An 18,636-nucleotide genomic window follows, 5' to 3' on the forward strand; every position below is an offset into this window, starting at 1 on the left:
AACGCACGCGTATCCATCGCCGTCACCTTCTGGGCCATGAACCACTCTGGATCCACCCAGCCCGATCAGGTGTACGCGATGTCCCGAGACATACCCCTGTACGCGATGTCCTGAGACTTCACAGTTCGCTCAGCGACGGTTTTCACGCCGAAGTCACGCGTTGACGCGCCGCTCGAGCTCGTCGACCACCCGCTCCAACTCGTCGACCAGCCACACGTCGAGCCGAGTTTGGAACTGCTCGAGCAGCGACCGGTAGTACCAGAGGTGGTCCTGCGGGTCCTTCGTACTGAACCGCTGCCACAGCTCGTCGCCTACCTTGCGGTGATCGCGCAGCAGGGCGCGGGCGTTGTCGAGCTTGTCGGCCAGCGACACCAGAAGCGTCGCCTCCGAGACGTAGCCGAGGTGGCCGACGTACTTCTCCTTGCGCGCCCGCCACGGCGGCTTCGGCACCTCGTCGGTATCGCTGCACGCCGACACGATCTCCGCGACCTCGTCGCCGAACTTCTCCCGGATCGCGGCCAGCGTCGGCGCACCGCCCTGATCCTCGACCGCGTCGTGCAGCAGCCCCGCGATGGCCTGCGTCTCCGTGCCGCCGCCCTCGATCACAAGACCCGCGACCGACAGCAGGTGCCCGATGTACGGCACCCCGTCCTCACCCTTGCGGGTCTGCGTGCGGTGCAGCGTCGCCGCGTAACGCAACGCCTCGTCGAACCGCTCCCCCAGCCTCGGATCCGTCGTCTCTGTCGGCATCCGTCCCCTTTCGTCGCCTCTCTCAACCACCCTCACCATCCCATAGCCCCACGACATGTCAGCCCCTCGTCCTACGCTGGCCTCGATGGGTCTTCACCTCCACCGCGCGGAACGCACCGACGTCCTCGCCGACGGTCTCGGAGCGCTCCTGGCGCAGCCCCTCGACGACCCGTTCGCAATGGAGTTGGTCCTCGTTCCGGCACGCGGCGTGGAACGCTGGTTGTCACAGCGCCTGTCGCACGTGCTCGGTCGCGGCACGGGCGCCGACGGGGTCTGCGCCGGCGTCGAATTCCGAAATCCGCACTCGCTCATCGCCGAGCTCACCGGCACCGCCGACGACGACCCGTGGGCCCCCGACACCATGGTCTGGCCATTGCTCGAGATCATCGACGAGAACCTCGACGAGGACTGGTGCCGCACCCTGGCGATCCACCTCGGCCAGCACGAGCAGTCCGACGCCGAACGCGACCTCCGGCTGGGGCGCCGCTTCGCCGTCGCCCGCCGCATCGCCGTCCTGTTCTCGTCGTACGCCCGGCAGCGTCCGCAGCTGCTCACCGGCTGGCTCGACGGCACCGATCACGGCCTCCCGACGGACGTCGACTGGCAGCCGCCGCTGTGGCGCGCGCTCGTCGACCGGATGGCCGCCGACCCGCCGCACGTCCGGCATGAGAAAACGCTTGTCCGCCTTCGGGAGTCGCCGTCCGACCTGCCACCCCGGCTGTCGCTGTTCGGGCACACCCGGCTGCCGGTCACCGAGGTCGAGCTGATCGAGGCGCTGTCCACCCATCACGACCTGCACCTGTGGCTGCCGCACGCCAGCGATGGCCTGTGGCGGGCCCTGAACGCCGAGCGCGGCGCGATCCCCCGCCGCGACGACACCAGCCACCGCGCGGTCGGCCATCCGCTGCTGGCCACCCTCGGCCGGGACCTGCGTGAGCTGCAGCGCGGACTCCCCGCGCACCCGGCCACCGACGAGCACCTGGCCGGTGTCACCCACCCCGCCACCCTGCTCGGGTGGCTGCAGTCCGACATCGCCGCCAATACCGTTCGGCCGCAGGGCCGTACGCTTACCGCGGCCGACCGTTCGGTGCAGGTGCACGCCTGCCACGGCGAGGCCCGCCAGGTCGACGTGCTGCGCGAGGTCCTGCTCGGCCTGCTCGAGGACGATAAGACGCTGGAGCCGCGCGACATCCTCGTCATGTGCCCGGACATCGAGACCTACGCGCCGCTCATCAACGCCGACTTCGGCCTCGGCGACGTCGTCCACGGCGCGCACCCGGCACACCAGTTGAGGATGCGGCTCGCCGACCGCGCACTGGTCCAGACGAACCCGCTACTCGGAGTCGCCACCAGGGTGCTCGCGCTGGCGAGCGGCCGCGTGACCGCCAGCGAAGTGCTGAACCTCGCGCAAGCCGCCCCGGTGCGCGCCCGCTTCGGCTTCACCGACGACAACCTCGAGGACATCACCCGCTGGGTGCGGGAGGCCAACATCCGATGGGGTTTCGACCAGGAGAGCCGCAAGTCGTACGGCGTCGACTTCGTCCACAACACATGGCGTTTCGGTATCGACCGCGTACTCGCCGGCGTCGCGATGTCCGACGACGCACACGCCTGGATCGAGTCGACGCTGCCGCTCGACGACGTCAGCAGCAACCGCGTCGAGCTGGCGGGCCGGCTCGCCGAGTTCGTCGACCGACTGCAGCGCACGGTGCAGTCCCTGACCACCGTGCAGCCCCTGCACGGCTGGGTCACCGCGCTCACCGCGGGCATCAGCCGGCTGACGCGGGTCTCCGATGCCGACGCATGGCAGTTCGCCCAGCTGGAACGCGAATTCGGTGACGTGCTCGCCGCGGCGGGCCCGCGCACGGGCACCCTGCTGCGGCTGCCGGACGTCAGGGCGCTGCTGGAACGCAAGCTCGGGGGTCGGCCCACCCGAGCGAACTTCCGCACCGGCACCATGACGGTCTGCACCATGGTGCCGATGCGCTCGGTGCCGCATCGCGTCGTGTGCCTCGTCGGTCTGGACGACGGGGTGTTCCCGCGCCGCGGCATCCGCGACGGCGACGACGTGCTGGGTCGCGACCCGATGACCGGTGAGCGCGACAGCCGCTCGGAGGACCGGCAGCTGCTGCTCGACGCCATCGGCGCGGCCACCGAGAAGCTCGTCATCACCTACACGGGGGCCAACGCGCACTCGGGCCAGCCGCAGCCGCCCGCGGTCCCCTTGGCCGAACTCCTCGACGCGCTCGACGCGACGACGGAGTCGACGGACGCGCGACAGCAGCTCGTCGTCCGTCATCCGTTGCAGCCCTTCGATATCCGCAACGTGATCCCCGGCCGGCTCGTCCCGACGGTGCCGTTCACCTTCGATTCGACGGTGCTGAACGCCGCCCGGTCCAGCGCCGGTGAGCGCTCGGAGAAGCCGCCGTTCGTGTCGGGTCCGCTGCCCGCGCCGACCGCCGGCGACGTCTCGCTCGCCGACCTCGTCGCCTTCTTCAGGGACCCGGTGAAGGGGTTCTTCCGCGCGCTGGACTACACGCTGCCGTGGGAGGTCGACGGCGTCGAGGACGACATGACCGTCGACATCGACAATCTCGAGGAGTGGACCGTCGGCGACCGACTGCTGGGCGACATGATGCGCGGCATGACGGCCAAGGACGCGCGCGGTGCCGAATGGCGACGCGGCACGCTGCCACCCGGCCAACTGGGCTGGCGCAAGGCCCGCGAGATCTCCGAACAGTCGGAACTGTTGGCCACCGAGGCCATGCGGTTCCGGTCCGCCGACGAGCGGGCCTTCGACGTCGACGTCGACCTGGGTTCGGGACGCCGGCTGACGGGTACCGTCGCGCCGGTCTACGGCAACCGCCTGGTGACGGTGACGTACTCGAAACTCGGCGGCAAGCAGTTCCTCGAATCGTGGATTCCGTTGCTGGCGTTGTACGCTCGCGATCCGGGCACCGAGTGGGAGGCCGTGTGCGTCGGCCGGGCCAAGCGGGGTACCCGGCCGATGACCGAGGGCCTCGGCCGACCCGAGGGCCCCGCCGCCGACCTGCTGCGCGATCTCGTCGCGATCTACGACGCGGGCCGCTGCGAGCCGCTGCCGCTACCCGTCAAGACGTCGTACGCGTGGGCGAGTGCGCGCCACACCGGCGACGATCCGGTGTCAGAGGCCCGCTATCGCTGGCAGTCGAAGAACTTCCCCGGTGACGACGCGGCGCCCGCGCACGTACAGGCGTGGGGTGAGAACAAGTGGCTCGACGTGCTGATGCAACCGCTGCGGCCCGGCGAGGAGTACGAGGGCGAGACCAACCGCTTCGGCGCCTACTCGTGTCGGCTCTGGGCGCCGTTGCTGCGGGCGAAGCAGGACCCGCAGTGAGGACCTTCGACCTGCTGGGCCCGCTGCCCGTCGAGAACTCGACCACCGTGCTGGAGGCCAGCGCGGGCACCGGCAAGACGTTCGCGCTCGCGGGCCTGGTCACCCGCTACATCGCCGAGGGGCGCGCGACGCTCGACCAGATGCTCCTCATCACGTTCGGGCACGCCGCCAGCCAGGAGCTCCGTGAGCGGGTGCGTGACCAGATCACTCAGGCGGCAGCGGCTTTCGACGACGAATCGCTCATCGGCGACAACCAGGTGGTCGAACAGCTCGTCACGGGCAGTCCCGACGAGAAAGCGGAGCGGCAGCGTCGTCTGCGCGACGCCATGGCGGGGTTCGACGCCGCGACCATCGCCACCACCCATCAGTTCTGCCACCTGGTGCTGAAGTCACTGGGCGTCGCGGGCGACTCCGACTCGGGCGTGACTCTCGTCGAGAGCCTCGACGATCTGGTGACCGAGATCGTCGGCGATCTGTACCTGGCGAGTTTCGGCCAGCAGCGCGACGATCCGACGCTCAGCTATCCCGACGCGCTGCGGCTGGCGCGCGAGGTGGTGCGCAACCCCGAGACCGAGCTGCGCCCGGCCGACCCCGATCCCGATTCCACTGCTGCGATTCGCATCTCGTTCGCGCGGAACGTGTTGGCGGCACTGGAGACGCGAAAACGGCAGCTGGGCGTGCTCGGCTACGACGACCTGCTGACGCGGCTGGCGAGGGCGCTGGAGGCCGAGGACTCACCGGCCCGGACCCGGATGGCGGAGCGCTGGTCGGTCGTCATGGTCGACGAGTTCCAGGACACCGATCCCGTGCAGTGGCGGGTCATCGACTGCGCGTTCAGCGGCCGGTCGACCGTCATCCTCATCGGTGATCCGAAGCAGGCGATCTACGCGTTCCGCGGTGGCGACATCGTGACGTACCTGCGGGCCGCCGACACCGCGGGCGAGAAGCAGACGCTGGGCACGAACTGGCGTAGCGACGCGGCGCTGGTGACTCGGCTGCAGACGGTTCTGCGCGGTGCCCAGCTCGGCGATCCGCGGATCGTCGTGCACGACGTGGAGGCCAGGCATCAGGGCACCCGGTTGGCGGGAGCGCCGTCGGCCGATCCGTTCCGTTTGCGCGTGGTGTCGCGGGAGACGTTCGGCCGCAGAGGAACTCAGACAGTGCCGATCGCCGACTTCCGCAAGCACATCGGGAGGGACCTGGCCAACGACATCCGCGCGCTGCTTTCCAGCGGCGCCACGTTCGACGGCGAGCCGATCGAGGCCCGCGATCTCGCGGTGATCGTCGAAACCCACCGGGACGCCCGCGTGTGCCAGCAGGCGCTGACCGCGGCGGGCATCCCCTGCGTGTACACCGGCGACTCCGACATCTTCGACTCGCATGCGGCCGCTGACTGGCTGACCCTGCTCGAGGCGTTCGATCAGCCGCACCGCACCGGCATGGTGCGCGCCGCGGCGGCGACGATGTTCTTCGGCCACACCGCCGAGACCCTCGTCGAGGGCGGCGACGCGCTCACCGACCGGCTCGCGGAGACGCTGCGGGAGTGGGCGGCTCACGCGCGCGAACGCGGGGTGGCGGCCATCTTCGAGGCGGCGCAGCTGCAGGGCATGAGCGACCGCGTGCTGTCCTGGCGCGAGGGTGAGCGGCTGATGACCGACCTCGCACACATGACGCAACTGCTGCAGGACGTGGCGCATCGCGAGGGCTTCGCGCTTCCCGCGCTGCGGGATTGGCTGCGCGCCGAACGGGAGAAGCGCGGCGACGGCAAGACCGAGCGCAGTCGCAGGCTCGACAGCGACGCCGCGGCGGTGCAGATCATGACGGTGTGGGTCAGCAAGGGGCTGCAGTTCCCGGTCGTGTACCTGCCCTTCGCGTTCAACCGGCACGTCCCCGAACCGGAGATCATCCTGTTCCACGACGGCGAGACCCGCTGCCTGCACGTCGGCGGGCCCGACAGTCCCGACTACCTCGACGCGCAGCGCCGCGGCCGCGCCGAGAACGCCGGCGACGACAGCCGGTTGACGTACGTCGCGATGACCCGCGCGCAGGCGCAGGTGGTCGCCTGGTGGGCGCCCTCCTACGAGGAGCGCTTCGGCGGACTGTCGCGCCTCGTGCGCGGCCGCGCACCCGGCCACCCCGTCGTGCCCGACGTCTGCGCGCCCGCCAAGATCACCGACGCCGACGCGCTCGAGCGGCTGCGGGCGTGGGAGCACGCGGGTGGCCCGGTGCTCGAGGAGTCGGTGCTGACGCCCGCACCCGCCGTGCCCGCGCCGCCGCCACCCGAGGGGCTCGACGCCCGACACTTCCACCGCTCGATCGATCTGACGTGGCGGCGCACGTCGTACTCGGGGCTGATCCGGGTGGCCGAAAGCACCGGTGTCAGCAGCGAACCCGAGGTCGTCGAGAAGGACGACGAGGCGGCCGACGTGCCGGTCGGCGCACCGCCGTCGGGGCCGACGGTGCCGTCGCCGATGGCGGACCTGCCGACGGGCGCCAAGTTCGGCACGCTGGTACACGCGGTACTCGAGACCGCCGACCCGCTGGCGGCGGATCTGAGCGCCGAGTTGGAGGCCAACATCCGGAAGCACCTGGTGTGGTGGCCGGTCGACGTGCCCGCCGCGGACCTGGCCACCGGCCTCATCCCGATGCACGACACCCCGCTCGGACCGTTGGCGAACGACCTGACACTGCGCGAGATCCCGCTGCGGGACCGGTTGCGGGAGCTGGACTTCGAGTTTCCGCTCGCCGGCGGCGACCTGCGCGCGAAGGGCCCCGACATCCGGCTGCGCGAGGTCGGCCACCTGCTGCGCGACCACGTCGCGGCCGACGACCCGATGGCCTCCTACGCCGACCGGCTGACCGGGGAGGCGCTGGGCAACCAATCCCTGCGCGGGTACCTCAGCGGGCAGATCGACGCGGTGCTGCGGGTACGAGACGGTGACGGGCATCGCTACGTGGTGGTCGACTACAAGACCAACTGGCTCGGTGACGGCGACGACCCGCTGACCGCCGCCGATTACGACCGGCCGCGACTGGTGGCCGCGATGCTGCATTCGGACTATCCGCTGCAGGCGCTGCTGTACAGCGTTGTGCTGCATCGGTTCCTGCGGTGGCGGCAGCCGGGGTACGACCCGCAGCTGCATCTCGGCGGGATCCTGTACCTGTTCGTGCGCGGGATGTGCGGCCCCGACACCCCGGTGGTCGACGGGCATCCCGCGGGCGTGTTCGACTGGCGGCCGCCTGCAGCGCTCGTCGTGGAGATGTCGGATCTGCTGGACGTGGGGAGCGCGGTCGCGTGACGGATGTGCTGGAGCCGACCGACTGGCGGCGCGCGGCCGGGGCGACCGGGATGCTCGAGGTGTTCAACGAGGCCGGGGTGATCGAGACCCCGGATGTGCTTGTAGCGCAGCGGCTCACGGAGCTCGCAGGCGACGGGGACGAGCGCGTCGCGCTGGCGGTCGCGTTCGTGGTGCGCGGGTTGCGCGGCGGGTCGGTGTGCGTCGACCTTGCGTCGGTGGCCGCGCAGGTCGACAGGCCGGAGCTGCCGTGGCCCGACGACTGGTTGGGGGCGGTGCGGGCCAGCCCGCTGCTGGCGTCACCGCACGTGCTGCGGGAGCGCGCCGGGCTGCTCTACCTCGACCGGTACTGGCGCGAGGAGGAGCAGGTCGCCGAGGATCTGCTCGCGATGGTCGAGGACACCGGCGACGTCGCGACGACCGACGTCGCACGGCTGTTCCCCGCCGGGTACGACGAGCAGCGGGCCGCCGCGGAACTGGCGCTGCGGCAACGCCTGACGGTGCTGACCGGTGGGCCCGGCACGGGCAAGACGACGACGGTCGCGCGACTGCTGGCGCTGCTGGCCGGGCAGGCCGAGGCAGCCGGCGCCCCGCCACTGCGCATCGCCCTGGCCGCGCCGACCGGTAAGGCGGCCGCGCGGCTGCACGAAGCGGTGCAGGCGCAGATCGACCAGCTGGACGCGGTTGACCGCAAACGCATCTCGGGGCTGCGGGCCACGACGATGCACCGGCTGCTGGGCAGCAGACCCGACAACTCGTCGCGGTTCAAGCACAACCGCAACAACCGGTTGCCCCACGATGTGATCGTCGTCGACGAGACGTCGATGGTGTCGCTGACGATGATGGCGCGCCTGCTCGAGGCGGTGCGGCCGGAGGCCCGGCTGCTGCTGGTCGGCGATCCCGATCAGCTGGCGTCGATCGATGCGGGCGCGGTGCTCGCGGACATGGTCGACGGGCTCGGCGGGCACGACGACGTGCGCATCGCGGAGCTCAAGACGCCGCACCGGTTCGGCGAGACCATCGGCATGCTGGCTGCGGCGATCCGCGACGGGGACGCCGAGCGGGCCCTTGAGGTGCTGCGGGCGGGCGACGAGCACGTCGAGTGGCTGGAGTTGAGCGATCCGACCGTCGAACTGCGCACGGTGCTGCTGCCGCACGCCCTGGCGCTGTACCAGGCGGCGCAGGTGAACGCGGTCGACTCCGCGCTGGCAAGCCTCGACGGGCACCGGCTGCTGTGCGCGCACCGCCGGGGACCGTACGGCGTGCAGCACTGGAACCGTCAGGTCGAGAGGTGGCTGACCGAGGCGACCGGTGAGGCCATCTGGTCGGCGTGGTACACCGGGCGCCCGATCCTGGTGACGGCCAACGACTACGGGCTCGGGCTGTACAACGGTGACACCGGGGTCACGGTCCACGACGGCAACGGGCTGCGGGCGGTGCTCGCGACCTCCGGGGCGCCGCTGTCGTTGGCGACGGGGCGGCTATCGGACGTCGAGACCATGCACGCGATGACGATCCACAAGAGCCAGGGCTCGCAGGCCGACGAGGTGACGGTGCTCATGCCGCCCGTCGAGTCGAGGCTGCTGACGCGGGAGCTGTTCTACACCGCGGTGACGCGGGCCAAGGCGAAGGTGCGGGTCGTCGGCACGGCCGAGGAGGTGCGGTCGGCGATCGAGCGGCGGGCGGTGCGAGCGACCGGGTTGGCATCGCGACTGCGCGGGTAGGATTCGGCCATGTTGTCCACAATCACCTCGATCATCGGCCAGGTGGTGGATTCGGCACTGTCGATCGTCGGCATTCGGTCCGGCACCGAGGAGCCGGCACACACCAGCAGGCGTCTGACCGACCGCGTCGAGATCCGCACCTACGGCCCGCGGATCGCCGCCGAAACCACCGTGGCGGCCGGCGAGGAGGCGGCGCGCAACGAGGGCTTCCGACGGCTGGCCGGTTACATCTTCGGGCGCAATCACCGCGACGACAAGATCGCCATGACCGCGCCGGTGTCGCAGGGCATCCGGGGCGGCAGCGGTGACAAGATCGCGATGACCGCGCCCGTCGCGCAGGCGACTCAGGCCACCGACGTCGGCGAGGGCTACGTGATCAAGTTCTTCATGCCGTCGGAGTGCACCATGGCCACGCTGCCGACGCCGGACGACGACCGCGTCCGGCTGACCGAGGTACCCGGCGAAACGGTCGCGGTCCTGAGCTTCACCGGCGACCGCGGCCCCGCTGCCGTCGCCCTGCGCTCCGAGGAGCTGCTCGAGACGTTGCGCGCCAAGGGAATCGAGGTCACGGGTGACGTCGCGGCCTGGTTCTACGATCCGCCGTGGACGCTGCCGTTCCGGCGCCGCAACGAAGTCGTGGTGCCCGTCAACGCCTGAGCTCCGGCCGCGGACCCCTGAGCGACTCGAACCGTCAACCCAGGCGCAGGCCCTCCGGATGCTCCGCCAGCCACCGCTGCTCGACGCGCTTGACGCGGTGGTGTTCCAGAGCGATCAGAATCGCCCCCGCGGTGACCAGCGCACCGGCGATGAACCCCAGCGGCAGTTGCATCTCGGTCCTGCCGTACGCCGTCGCGGCGATGAAGCCGGCGATGGTGACGGTCCCGAGCATGATGAGCCCGAGGCCGGGCAGCCACAGCGTGTCGATGAAGGACTCTCCGGCGTGCGGTTGAGTGGTGCGAGCGTGATCCACGGGATCGTGATGCGCGCCTTTCATCAGCATCTCCCTTCGTGAAGAGATGCCCCCAGCGTACGCCTGTTGTGAGCTGGATCACATTACCCATCCCTGACGAACGCGCACCTATGCGCGAGATGGAATCTGACGACGCTGCGGGCCCTCGAACGTCGTCAGATTCCATGTCGCGAACCCCGACCATGATCATGCGGAATGTAGACTCCGCGCATGGCGTTGACCAGCGGCGATACGTTCGCGGGCTATGAGGTCATCCGGAAGCTCGGCGCCGGAGGCATGGGGGACGTGTACCTGGTCCGGCATCCCCGGCTGCCGCGGCAGTACGCGCTGAAGACCTTGTCGGCGTCGCTGACCGAGGACCAGGACTTCCGCAAGCGGTTCAGCCGCGAGGCGGAACTGGCCGCCGAGCTGTCGCATCCGCACATCGTCGGCGTGCACGATCGCGGCGAGTTCGAGGGTCAGCTGTGGATCGCGATGGATTACATCGAGGGCGTCGACGCGGCGCAACTGCTGCGCGACCACTATCCGCTCGGCATGCCCGAGGAGCAGGTGTCCGAGATCGTCACCGCGGTCGCGGAAGCCCTCGACTACGCGCACGAGCGCAAGCTGCTGCACCGCGACGTGAAGCCGGCGAACATCCTGATCGACGACTCCAACCCGAAGCGGCGCCGCATCCTGCTCGCCGACTTCGGCATCGCCCGCCGGACCGACGACATCGCGGGCATCACCGCGACCAACACCACGATCGGGTCGGTGGCCTACGCGCCGCCGGAGCAGCTCATGGGTCAGAAGCTCGACGGCCGGGCCGACGAATACGCCCTCGCCGCAACGGCTTTCCATCTGCTGAGCGGGAATCCGCCGTTCGAGAACTCGAATCCCGCGGTGGTGATCAGCGGACACCTCAACGTGCCGCCGCCACCGCTGATGCAGAAGCGTCCGGAACTCGGGCATCTCAACGGCGTGGTCGCCAAGGCGATGTCGAAGAGCCGCGACGCCAGGTACGCGACGTGCCGCGACTTCGCCGACGCGCTGTCGTCGCAGGTCGCCAAGGGCAACGCGACGACACCGTTGCCGCCACCTCCCCCACCGGCCTACGCACCGCCGTCCGCCCCGCCCGCGTACCCCCCGCCGGTGCAGACGTACCCGCAGACACCGCCGCCGTTCCAGGCGCACCCCGCCCCGAGCACTCCCCCCAACTACTGGGATCAGCAGCCGAGCCAGTCGTCGTCGGGGGTGATGCGGCCCGCGGTGCTGATTCCCGTGGCGGTGGTCGCGGTGCTGATCCTGGGGCTCGGCGCGTTCGGAGTGACCCGGTTGCTGTCGAGCGACTCCACGCCGACCGCGAGCAGCACGACGCGGACGACCCCGACGAGCGAGGATCCCGCGCCGTCGTCCACACCGGAATCCACGCCGGAATCCACGTCGGAGACGCCGTCGCTGACGACGGCGCCGTCCACAGCCGCGCTACCGCCGCCGTCGACCGTGACGGTGACCGCACCCACGCCGACGACGATCTCCGGCATCGAGGCGAAGGAGTCCTACGTCTGCAACGACGACGAGATCGTCGTGTCGGGCATCGGCAACGAGGTGAACATCTCCGGGCACTGCCTGAAGGTCACGGTGTCGGGTCAGCGACACAAGGTCTTCATCGACAACGCCGACGTGATCTCGGTCAGCGGCATCGACAACGTCGTGACCTACTACAACCCGAACGCTCAGGTCGACAAGTCGGGCATCGACAACACCGTCCAGAAGGGCTGAGCCACATCTCGACACGGTCACGAACGCGTACCTGTTGATGACTCAGTAGCCCCATGAGTCACACCGTTCACTAACGTCACTTCGGATAGCCAGCTAGCTTCGGCCCCCCGAAAGGTGTCACATGTCGCCGCGTCTTCGAATCACCTCGGCGACAGTCGCGACGGTGGTCGTCGGCGCGAGCCTCGCGATCGTCCCGCCACCGCAGGCACTCGCCGAGCCGTGCACCGGCGCGGCCGCCGCGGCACGCCCGCTGCCGAATCAGGCGTTCGAGATCCCCAACCCGTCTGGCATCGCCCCGCTCAACCGACCGATCGGTCACAAGCCGACGGGCGCGAACGAAGCCGCCCCGGCGCCCAAACTGGGCCAGTTGCCGTTGATGATCATGAAGGCGCTGATACCCGCGCCGGTGAAGCAGAATTCGGGGCAGGTCCAGCAACAGGCCGCCGTGGTACCGCAGCCGGCTCCCGCACCCCAGCAACAGATTCCGGCCCCCCAGCCCGCGCCTGCCGCGGCGGCCCCCGTGCCCAGGCCCTTACCCGCGGGACCGTTGACGTCGTCCGTCGTCGGGATGGTCACCGGCCCGGACAGCCCGAACAAGACCATCGAGCGGTTCGCCATCACCGGCACCGACCTCGGAATCATGTGGGACAACGGCGATTCCGCCAACCGCCAGGTGCTGATGGCCTTCGGTGACACGAACGGCTACTGCGACGTGCCGGGTAAGCAGTGGCGCTACAACGCGTTGATGCGGACGACCGATCGTGCGCTCGACCGGACCGTCGCCGTGGCGGACGGCGTGGTGGGCAATCCGTACTCCGGTTCGCCGGTGTGGCGGCCGGGCATCTCCAAGCAGATCGTGAACACGATCAACCGAGCGCCGTCGGAGACCGGGATCATCCCCACCGCGGGTGTGGCGATCGGCCGCAGCCAGGTCATGAACTTCATGTCGATCAGGAACTGGGACAGCCCCGGTTCGTGGTCGACGAACTTCTCGGCGCTCGCGGTGTCGTCGGACAACGGTGAGAACTGGGGCGTCTACCCGAACACCGTGCGCCCGGTCGGCGGCGGCCACCAGAACTTCCAGATGGGCGCGTTCCTCAAGCCCGGTCCCGGCGATCCGTACCTCTACTCGTTCGGAACCCCCTCCGGCCGTTCGGGTTCGGCGTACGTCGCGCGAGTGGCGCCGAACCTGGTACCCGACCTGACCAAGTGGGAGTACTGGAACGGCAACGCGTGGGTGCCCTCCGACGCCGCGGCCGCCGCACCCGTCATCCCCGGCCCGGTCGGCGAGATGTCGGCCCAGTACAACACCTACCTGAATCAGTATCTGGCGCTGTACTGCAACGGTGCGAACGACGTCGTCATGCGCACGTCGCCTGCGCCGCAGGGCCCGTGGAGTCCGGAGCAGGTCCTGGTGCGCTCCAGCGAGATCCCCGGCGGCATCTACGCGCCGTACCTGCACCCGTGGTCGACGGGCAAGGACCTGTACTACAACCTCTCCCAGTGGTCGACGTACAACGTGATGCTGCTGAAGACGACGCTGCCGTAACTAGGGCCGCACCGGTCAGAAGTCGACGGTCTGCGCGGTGGAGATCTCCCAGGTGGCGATCTTCCCCGATTCGACGAGCAACGCCTGCATTTCGGCGTCGTTGTAGACCTTCTCCTGAATCTCGCCGAAGCGGGTCCAGTTCGGGGCCGTCACCAGCATGGTCAGCACGTTCGTCTGCGGCCCGCCGATCGCCGTAGCCAGCAGGGTGACGTTCTCCCCGCCGTGCTTCTCGATGATGTCCTTGGATTTCGAGAGTTGTTTCTGCAGCTGATCCCAGACATCACCCGCTCGCGGATGGATGGCGACTGCGGTCACGATGGTCATGATCCCTCTACCTTCCTTACCGGCATGCCGTTGCACCCCTTGGCAACTCGCGTAGCCGGCAGCTCATTAGGCGCTCACAGGCGGGTGCGGCGCTAGAGGCGAAAGGCCCTTAGCTGAAGGGGTGGCGCTAGGGCCGCACCGGGTGCCTGCTGAGGATCGACACCCGGTTGAACGAGTTGATCGCGATGGCCACCCAGATGATGGCGGAGAGCTCGTCGTCGGTGAGAACCTCTCGCGCACGCGCGTATTCGCGCTCGGCGGTGTCGTGGTCGGGCAGGTCGGTGGTGAGTTCGGCGAGCCGCAGCGCGGCCTGCTCGCGGTCGTCGAACAACTCGACGTCGCGCCACACCGACAGCGTCGCCAGCTTCGTGTCGGTCACCCCCACCGTGAGCGCCTTGCGGTGGTGCACCTCGAGGCAGGTCGGGCAGCCGTTGATCTGCGAGCACCGCACGTTGACGAGCTCGACGAGGGCGCGGTCCAGCCCGGCCTCCTTCGCAACGCCGTAGACCGCGGTCGACACTCCGACGAGTGCCTTGTAGGCGGCGGGGGTCTGCTTGTCGATGTTCACGTGATCGTGCATGAGGCCTGATCGTAGGGTGGAGTCATGGCTCTGACCGACAAGACCGGCGCACCCGTCGACGTGACCAAGGAACCCGGCGAGTTCACCATCGCCGTCGACGGGAAGAAGGTGGGCCTCACGCAGGTCGTTGACATCGGCGAGCAGCGCGTCTTCCCGCACACCGAGGTCGACGAGGCCTACGGCGGTCGCGGCCTCGCGACGGTCCTGATCGGCGAGGCACTCGCCCGCACCAAAGCCGACGGCCTGCGGATCGTGCCGATCTGCCCGACGGTCGTCGCCTACGTCGAGAAGCATCCCGAGTACGCCGACGTGGTCGACAAACCGACCCGCGAGATCATCGCGCAGCTGAAGTCGAAGTCATGACCGACACCGCCGCCGCCCGCGTCGCGGTCTATCTCGACTTCGACAACATCGTCATCTCGCGATACGACCAGGTGCACGGCCGCAGCTCCTACCAGAAGGACAAGGCAAGCGGGCTGAAGCGGGACAAGCTCGCGGCCTCGACTGTGGACGTCGGGGCGATCATCGACTTCGCGTCGTCGTTCGGGACGCTGGTGCTGACGCGGGCGTACGCCGACTGGTCGACGGACATGAACGCCGACTACCGCGGTCAACTCGTCGCCCGTGCCGTCGATCTCGTCCAGCTCTTCCCGGCGGCCGCGTACGGCAAGAACGGCGCCGACATCCGGCTGGCGGTGGACACCGTCGAGGACATGTTCCGACTCCCCGACCTGACGCACGTGGTGATCGTGGCAGGCGATTCCGACTACATCGCGCTCGCGCAGCGGTGCAAGCGGTTGGGCCGCTACGTCGTCGGCATCGGCGTCGCCGGGTCCTCCAGTCGCGCGCTGGCGTCAGCGTGCGATGAGTTCGTCATCTACGACGCGCTGCCAGGGGTTCCCGCGCTCGACCCCGATCCGACGCCGGCGAGGAAGGCGGCGCCGAAGCGAGAAGCCCGCAGGGACGCCGACGAGGAGCCCGATCCGCAGGACGCCGCCACCGCGCTGCTGTCCCGCGCGCTGCAGATCGGCTTGGAGAAGGACGACGCGGAGTGGCTGCACAACTCGGCGGTGAAGGCTCAGATGAAGCGCATGGACCCGTCGTTCAGCGAGAAGTCGTTGGGCTATCGGAGCTTCAGCGATTTCCTGCGTGCCCGCGCCCGCGACGACGTCGTCGAGCTGGACGAGAGCTCGACGACGCGGCTGGTGAGACTGAAGTAGCGCGGCCGCTCAGCAACTCGCTAGGGCATGGGGAGATCGGTCGAATAACTGCCGCGCCGAGCACGTTTTCGTGTGAGGATGTGTCGGTTGACGGCCCTGGAGGAGGGCCCACAAACGGGGGGTGGCTAACGCGTGACGAGAGACAGCGACGGCGCGCAACCCAGGGTGAACCTGCGGAAGCCGGATTCCCCTCCCCCGCTGCCCCCTCCGGTGCGTCCCGCGCCTCCACCCGGCTCAGTAGAGCGGCCACCGAACGGTTACCCGAACCAATCGCCGCAGGGACGGCAGCACGAATCATCAAGTAGGGTCAAGCCCTTCGTGATTGCCACAGCGGCGGCAGCAGCTGTCGTTCTGATCGGCGTGCTCGTCGGCAACACACTGCTCTCGGATTCGACGAGAAGTTCGACCGATAGCGGCGGTTCGCGGTCGACGAGTGCCGATGACGCCGTCCCGTGCTCCACTCCGCCCGACGTATCCGTGACGTCAGCCCAACTCACCAGCAGTGGGCTGTCCGTGTCGACCCTTCTCACCGCCAATTGCGGTGAGGGCGACGTCGTCACCGATCCGTCTTTCGGGCTGACGATCTCGGACGGCGGGCGCGACGTCGCCGCCGCGACGTTCGATACACGGTCGGACCCCATCGTGATCCTGCCGGGCGAAACGGCACAGCGGGAGTTCGTGTTTCCCGATGGGATGTTCTGGCGTATCCCGGAGACCTACTCGAGCGGTGCCGGCGGCCTCGTCGCAAGATCCGTCCCCAGTTCGACGGGGTCGCCGGTATCGGGACCGACGTCCGACGGGGCCTCGACCATCATTGCGGCCTCCGCGATGCAGCCCGCCAATGACAGCCCCGACGGGGCTGCGCTTTCAGCGCTTCGGGATATCACCGCCTCGGATCGCTCGTACATCTCGCAATCCCTCACCGACCGCTGGATTCCGCAGATCAGTTCCAAGCGACCGGGCCTCGTCGCCGAGGGGATCACGTGGACACCATCGGACATTCTCCGTGAACACCTCGCACTCCGGCAGCGCTACGACGACGTGCGACTGATCTGGTCCGGCGATTGGACCACGTTCAGCACGCCCGACTGGTGGGTCACCGTCGTCGGCGACCCGTCAACCGACTCCTCGACAGCCCTGAACTGGTGCGTATCCGCCGGATTGGATTTCGACCACTGCTTCGCAAAGATCGTCAGCGCGTCGCGCGGTGTCGACGGCACCACGATGATGCAGAAGCGATAACGCCCAAGGTGTTTCTACGAGCGGATGCCTGCCGAGAGTTGCTTGTTGCCGAAAACCTCGACAGCCACGCCGATCAGGATGAACAGAAAACCCGTCCAGCCACCTGAACCGGCGCTCGTCGCGATGAGGCCGAAGAGCAACGTCGCAGCACCCGCGAAGTTGGCTAAGCCAGTCGAGTCCTTAACCCTCGTGTAGCTGAGGACGACCAGGAGGGCGCCTGCCGTCAGCGGGATGAACGCGAGAGTCCCCGCGGCGTACGTCGACACCATCGCCACGCCGATGAGCTGGACCACGAGGCCACCGAGCCCGATGCCCAGTCCGCGCTGGCGGAGCTGAACCCCCGTCTGCGAAGTACTCATATCCGCCCTACCGTCCGAGGTACTGCTGGAGTTGCTGTGCTTTGCGGTTGAGCATCCGCTGGCTCTCGTCGCTTACCTGCTCGATCTGCTTGGCCATCCGCGCGATTGCCTCAAGGTTCTTCTCGAAGTCCTTGCGCACGTTGTCATTCCATTGACTCGAATTCAACGCGCTCCGCACCTTGCGAACCGATCCATCGATCGACGCGCTCGCGTTCTTCAGCTCCCTCGCCATCGCGACAAGCGCCGCGGGATCGGTGTCTATTCTTCCTGCCATGTCTTCCTCCTAGGACGGCCCCAACAGTTTTTCGGCTTCATCGAACGTCGCATTCAATTCGCTCAGAGCGGCACCGTAGGCGCGGTCCTCGGCATCGAATTCGTCGAGCACGTCCAGGAACCTGCGTGCGGCGGAGTCCTGCCACAGCGACTGCGCGTGCTGTATCGCGCGGTGCCGGTCCACGAGATTGCGCTGATGCGTGTTGATCTGGCTGCTCACAAGGCTCATCTGCCACCACCGATCCATGCCGGAACGTGGGTGGCCCCCGCGTTCTCCAACAGCCAGAGCCGGTGCCGGCCGTTGATCAGATCGAAGGTGCCGTCGGATTGCGGGCTGAGCTTCATCGGATGTTGACCGAAGAAACCGTCGTACGAGGCGACGAACGTCTGCCCGCCGGAACGCTTCTCACGCTGATCACGGTCGGCGAGATATTCCCTCGGTGTCCCGCCCTTCAGCATCGCCGGCAATACAACGGCGACCAGCGCCCTGCTCGACCACTGAAGGGCGTCGACGTCCTGACCGTTGTCGAAATCGGCCACACCGGTGACGGGGTTGCCGTTGGCGATCTTCGATATCGGGATGAGCGCGAAGCCCGCCGGGAACGACTCCGGGACGCTGACGCCGGGGATGTCGCGCCAGGACCCGCCCGCTGACGAACCGGACCCACCGCCCGGCGAACCACCACCGAATCCGCCGACGTCGCTCGACCTCGCCGAGCCACCGGTTGACAGGCCGCCACCGCCTGATGATTTGTAACCCGGTGCACTGACGGTGCTGGGCGGAACGTAGGTGGATTGCTTCTGAAAGTTAGTCGTTCGTTCGTCGGCGGTCCGGACGAGCTTCTCCGCGCGAATCAACAACTGGTCGACTTGCGCGGTGTGCTTGTTCTGCGCGTGCTGGAAGCGTGCTCTGCCGAGCTCGATGAGTTCGCGCCCGCGAATCGCGCGCTGCAGGGCGTCTTCGCACTCCTGGACCCGCCGCGCGAATCCCGAGCAGTTGGCGTCTTCCTGACACAGACAGTTTTCGAGATCCTGCTGCGCCCTGCGGAGCGCGCGCCGCCGATCCGTCACGACCCCGTCGGCTCGCGCAGCGACTTTGGAGATCGACGACGCGGTAGCGCGTGTGAGATCGGTGGACTGCTCCCGATACCGCTTCAGTTGCGGCCGCAGAAAGTCGAATACACTCTGTTCGACCTTCGCGCGATCGGCCAC

At 68.6% G+C, this 18,636-nt stretch carries 17 protein-coding genes; 9 read left to right on the plus strand and 8 right to left on the minus strand.

Annotated features, from left to right (window positions below):
* Positions 1–153 precede the first annotated feature (153 nt).
* Entirely contained in the window at positions 154–750 is a 597-nt protein-coding gene (locus NM203_RS17205; protein WP_255061258.1) for an HD domain-containing protein, read from the minus strand.
* Positions 751–835: 85 nt separating this feature from the next.
* On the opposite strand from NM203_RS17205, the gene recC reads away from it, so the two are divergent.
* From recC to NM203_RS17225, 4 genes are read left to right on the plus strand one after another with little or no spacing between them, the layout of a single operon-like run.
* Positions 836–4,126, plus strand: a complete 3,291-nt coding sequence (gene recC, locus NM203_RS17210) for an exodeoxyribonuclease V subunit gamma (RefSeq protein ID WP_255061259.1) — start codon at positions 836–838, stop codon at positions 4,124–4,126.
* Positions 4,123–7,425, plus strand: coding sequence for an exodeoxyribonuclease V subunit beta (gene recB / locus NM203_RS17215; RefSeq protein WP_255061260.1), 3,303 nt, complete (start codon positions 4,123–4,125; stop codon positions 7,423–7,425). The genes recC and recB overlap by 4 nt, the downstream gene beginning before the upstream one ends.
* A gap of 50 nt (positions 7,426–7,475) precedes the next feature.
* Positions 7,476–9,146 (plus strand): exodeoxyribonuclease V subunit alpha, encoded by a 1,671-nt coding sequence (recD, locus tag NM203_RS17220; protein ID WP_255061703.1) that lies wholly within the window; start codon positions 7,476–7,478, stop codon positions 9,144–9,146.
* Positions 9,147–9,155: 9 nt separating this feature from the next.
* Positions 9,156–9,803, plus strand: a complete 648-nt coding sequence (locus NM203_RS17225; protein WP_255061261.1) for an SOUL family heme-binding protein — start codon at positions 9,156–9,158, stop codon at positions 9,801–9,803.
* A gap of 34 nt (positions 9,804–9,837) precedes the next feature.
* On the opposite strand, the gene usfY is transcribed toward NM203_RS17225, so the two are convergent.
* The gene (gene usfY / locus NM203_RS17230; RefSeq protein ID WP_255061263.1) at positions 9,838–10,140 is read right to left on the minus strand and encodes a protein UsfY; all 303 of its coding nucleotides are present in this window, start codon (positions 10,138–10,140) and stop codon (positions 9,838–9,840) included.
* Positions 10,141–10,326: 186 nt separating this feature from the next.
* On the opposite strand from usfY, the gene NM203_RS33135 reads away from it, so the two are divergent.
* Both NM203_RS33135 and NM203_RS17245 read left to right on the plus strand, forming a co-directional pair.
* Positions 10,327–11,877, plus strand: a complete 1,551-nt coding sequence (locus NM203_RS33135) for a protein kinase domain-containing protein (RefSeq protein WP_303624806.1) — start codon at positions 10,327–10,329, stop codon at positions 11,875–11,877.
* A gap of 121 nt (positions 11,878–11,998) precedes the next feature.
* Positions 11,999–13,426, plus strand: a complete 1,428-nt coding sequence (locus tag NM203_RS17245; protein WP_255061264.1) for a glycoside hydrolase family 183 protein — start codon at positions 11,999–12,001, stop codon at positions 13,424–13,426.
* A 15-nt stretch (positions 13,427–13,441) separates the two neighbouring features.
* Here the strand turns inward: NM203_RS17245 and NM203_RS17250 are convergent, their stop codons facing one another.
* The gene (locus NM203_RS17250; protein ID WP_255061266.1) at positions 13,442–13,750 is read right to left on the minus strand and encodes a hypothetical protein; all 309 of its coding nucleotides are present in this window, start codon (positions 13,748–13,750) and stop codon (positions 13,442–13,444) included.
* A gap of 127 nt (positions 13,751–13,877) precedes the next feature.
* Positions 13,878–14,330, minus strand: a complete 453-nt coding sequence (locus NM203_RS17255; RefSeq protein WP_255061267.1) for a carboxymuconolactone decarboxylase family protein — start codon at positions 14,328–14,330, stop codon at positions 13,878–13,880.
* A gap of 24 nt (positions 14,331–14,354) precedes the next feature.
* On the opposite strand from NM203_RS17255, the gene NM203_RS17260 reads away from it, so the two are divergent.
* The 3 genes from NM203_RS17260 (at position 14,355) to NM203_RS17270 (ending at position 16,792) form a co-directional block, all read left to right on the plus strand.
* Positions 14,355–14,693, plus strand: coding sequence for a GNAT family N-acetyltransferase (locus tag NM203_RS17260; protein WP_255061268.1), 339 nt, complete (start codon positions 14,355–14,357; stop codon positions 14,691–14,693).
* Complete coding sequence (locus tag NM203_RS17265) at positions 14,690–15,550, plus strand: NYN domain-containing protein (RefSeq protein WP_255061269.1); 861 nt, start codon at positions 14,690–14,692, stop codon at positions 15,548–15,550. The genes NM203_RS17260 and NM203_RS17265 overlap by 4 nt, the downstream gene beginning before the upstream one ends.
* A gap of 318 nt (positions 15,551–15,868) precedes the next feature.
* Positions 15,869–16,792 (plus strand): hypothetical protein, encoded by a 924-nt coding sequence (locus NM203_RS17270; RefSeq protein ID WP_255061270.1) that lies wholly within the window; start codon positions 15,869–15,871, stop codon positions 16,790–16,792.
* Between the two features lie 14 nt (positions 16,793–16,806).
* Here the strand turns inward: NM203_RS17270 and NM203_RS17275 are convergent, their stop codons facing one another.
* Genes NM203_RS17275 through NM203_RS17290 form a run of 4 tightly spaced genes read right to left on the minus strand, consistent with a single transcriptional unit; the run spans position 16,807 to position 18,636 of the window.
* On the minus strand, positions 16,807–17,151 hold the full coding sequence (locus NM203_RS17275; protein ID WP_255061271.1) for a hypothetical protein: 345 nt from the start codon (positions 17,149–17,151) through the stop codon (positions 16,807–16,809).
* 7 nt (positions 17,152–17,158) lie between these two features.
* A complete protein-coding gene (locus tag NM203_RS17280) occupies positions 17,159–17,425 on the minus strand; it encodes a WXG100 family type VII secretion target (RefSeq protein WP_255061272.1) in 267 nt (88 codons plus the stop codon).
* Positions 17,426–17,434: 9 nt separating this feature from the next.
* Positions 17,435–17,644 (minus strand): hypothetical protein, encoded by a 210-nt coding sequence (locus tag NM203_RS17285; RefSeq protein ID WP_255061273.1) that lies wholly within the window; start codon positions 17,642–17,644, stop codon positions 17,435–17,437.
* 5 nt (positions 17,645–17,649) lie between these two features.
* Positions 17,650–18,636, minus strand: a complete 987-nt coding sequence (locus NM203_RS17290; protein ID WP_255061274.1) for a hypothetical protein — start codon at positions 18,634–18,636, stop codon at positions 17,650–17,652.

The organism is Mycolicibacterium arenosum (assembly GCF_024320865.1).
Taxonomy (GTDB): domain Bacteria; phylum Actinomycetota; class Actinomycetes; order Mycobacteriales; family Mycobacteriaceae; genus Mycobacterium; species Mycobacterium arenosum.

What these genes read in the sequence shown, in the direction of transcription:
- NM203_RS17275 (WP_255061271.1), bottom strand. Translation starts at nt 17,151, where the DNA reads ATGAGTACTTCGCAGACGGGGGTTCAGCTCCGCCAGCGCGGACTGGGC.
- NM203_RS17265 (WP_255061269.1), top strand. Translation starts at nt 14,690, where the DNA reads ATGACCGACACCGCCGCCGCCCGCGTCGCGGTCTATCTCGACTTCGAC.
- NM203_RS17250 (WP_255061266.1), bottom strand. Translation starts at nt 13,750, where the DNA reads ATGACCATCGTGACCGCAGTCGCCATCCATCCGCGAGCGGGTGATGTC.
- NM203_RS17280 (WP_255061272.1), bottom strand. Translation starts at nt 17,425, where the DNA reads ATGGCAGGAAGAATAGACACCGATCCCGCGGCGCTTGTCGCGATGGCG.
- recD (WP_255061703.1), top strand. Translation starts at nt 7,476, where the DNA reads ATGCTCGAGGTGTTCAACGAGGCCGGGGTGATCGAGACCCCGGATGTG.
- NM203_RS17205 (WP_255061258.1), bottom strand. Translation starts at nt 750, where the DNA reads ATGCCGACAGAGACGACGGATCCGAGGCTGGGGGAGCGGTTCGACGAG.
- recC (WP_255061259.1), top strand. Translation starts at nt 836, where the DNA reads ATGGGTCTTCACCTCCACCGCGCGGAACGCACCGACGTCCTCGCCGAC.
- NM203_RS33135 (WP_303624806.1), top strand. Translation starts at nt 10,327, where the DNA reads ATGGCGTTGACCAGCGGCGATACGTTCGCGGGCTATGAGGTCATCCGG.
- NM203_RS17225 (WP_255061261.1), top strand. Translation starts at nt 9,156, where the DNA reads ATGTTGTCCACAATCACCTCGATCATCGGCCAGGTGGTGGATTCGGCA.
- NM203_RS17255 (WP_255061267.1), bottom strand. Translation starts at nt 14,330, where the DNA reads ATGCACGATCACGTGAACATCGACAAGCAGACCCCCGCCGCCTACAAG.
- usfY (WP_255061263.1), bottom strand. Translation starts at nt 10,140, where the DNA reads ATGAAAGGCGCGCATCACGATCCCGTGGATCACGCTCGCACCACTCAA.
- NM203_RS17245 (WP_255061264.1), top strand. Translation starts at nt 11,999, where the DNA reads ATGTCGCCGCGTCTTCGAATCACCTCGGCGACAGTCGCGACGGTGGTC.
- NM203_RS17260 (WP_255061268.1), top strand. Translation starts at nt 14,355, where the DNA reads ATGGCTCTGACCGACAAGACCGGCGCACCCGTCGACGTGACCAAGGAA.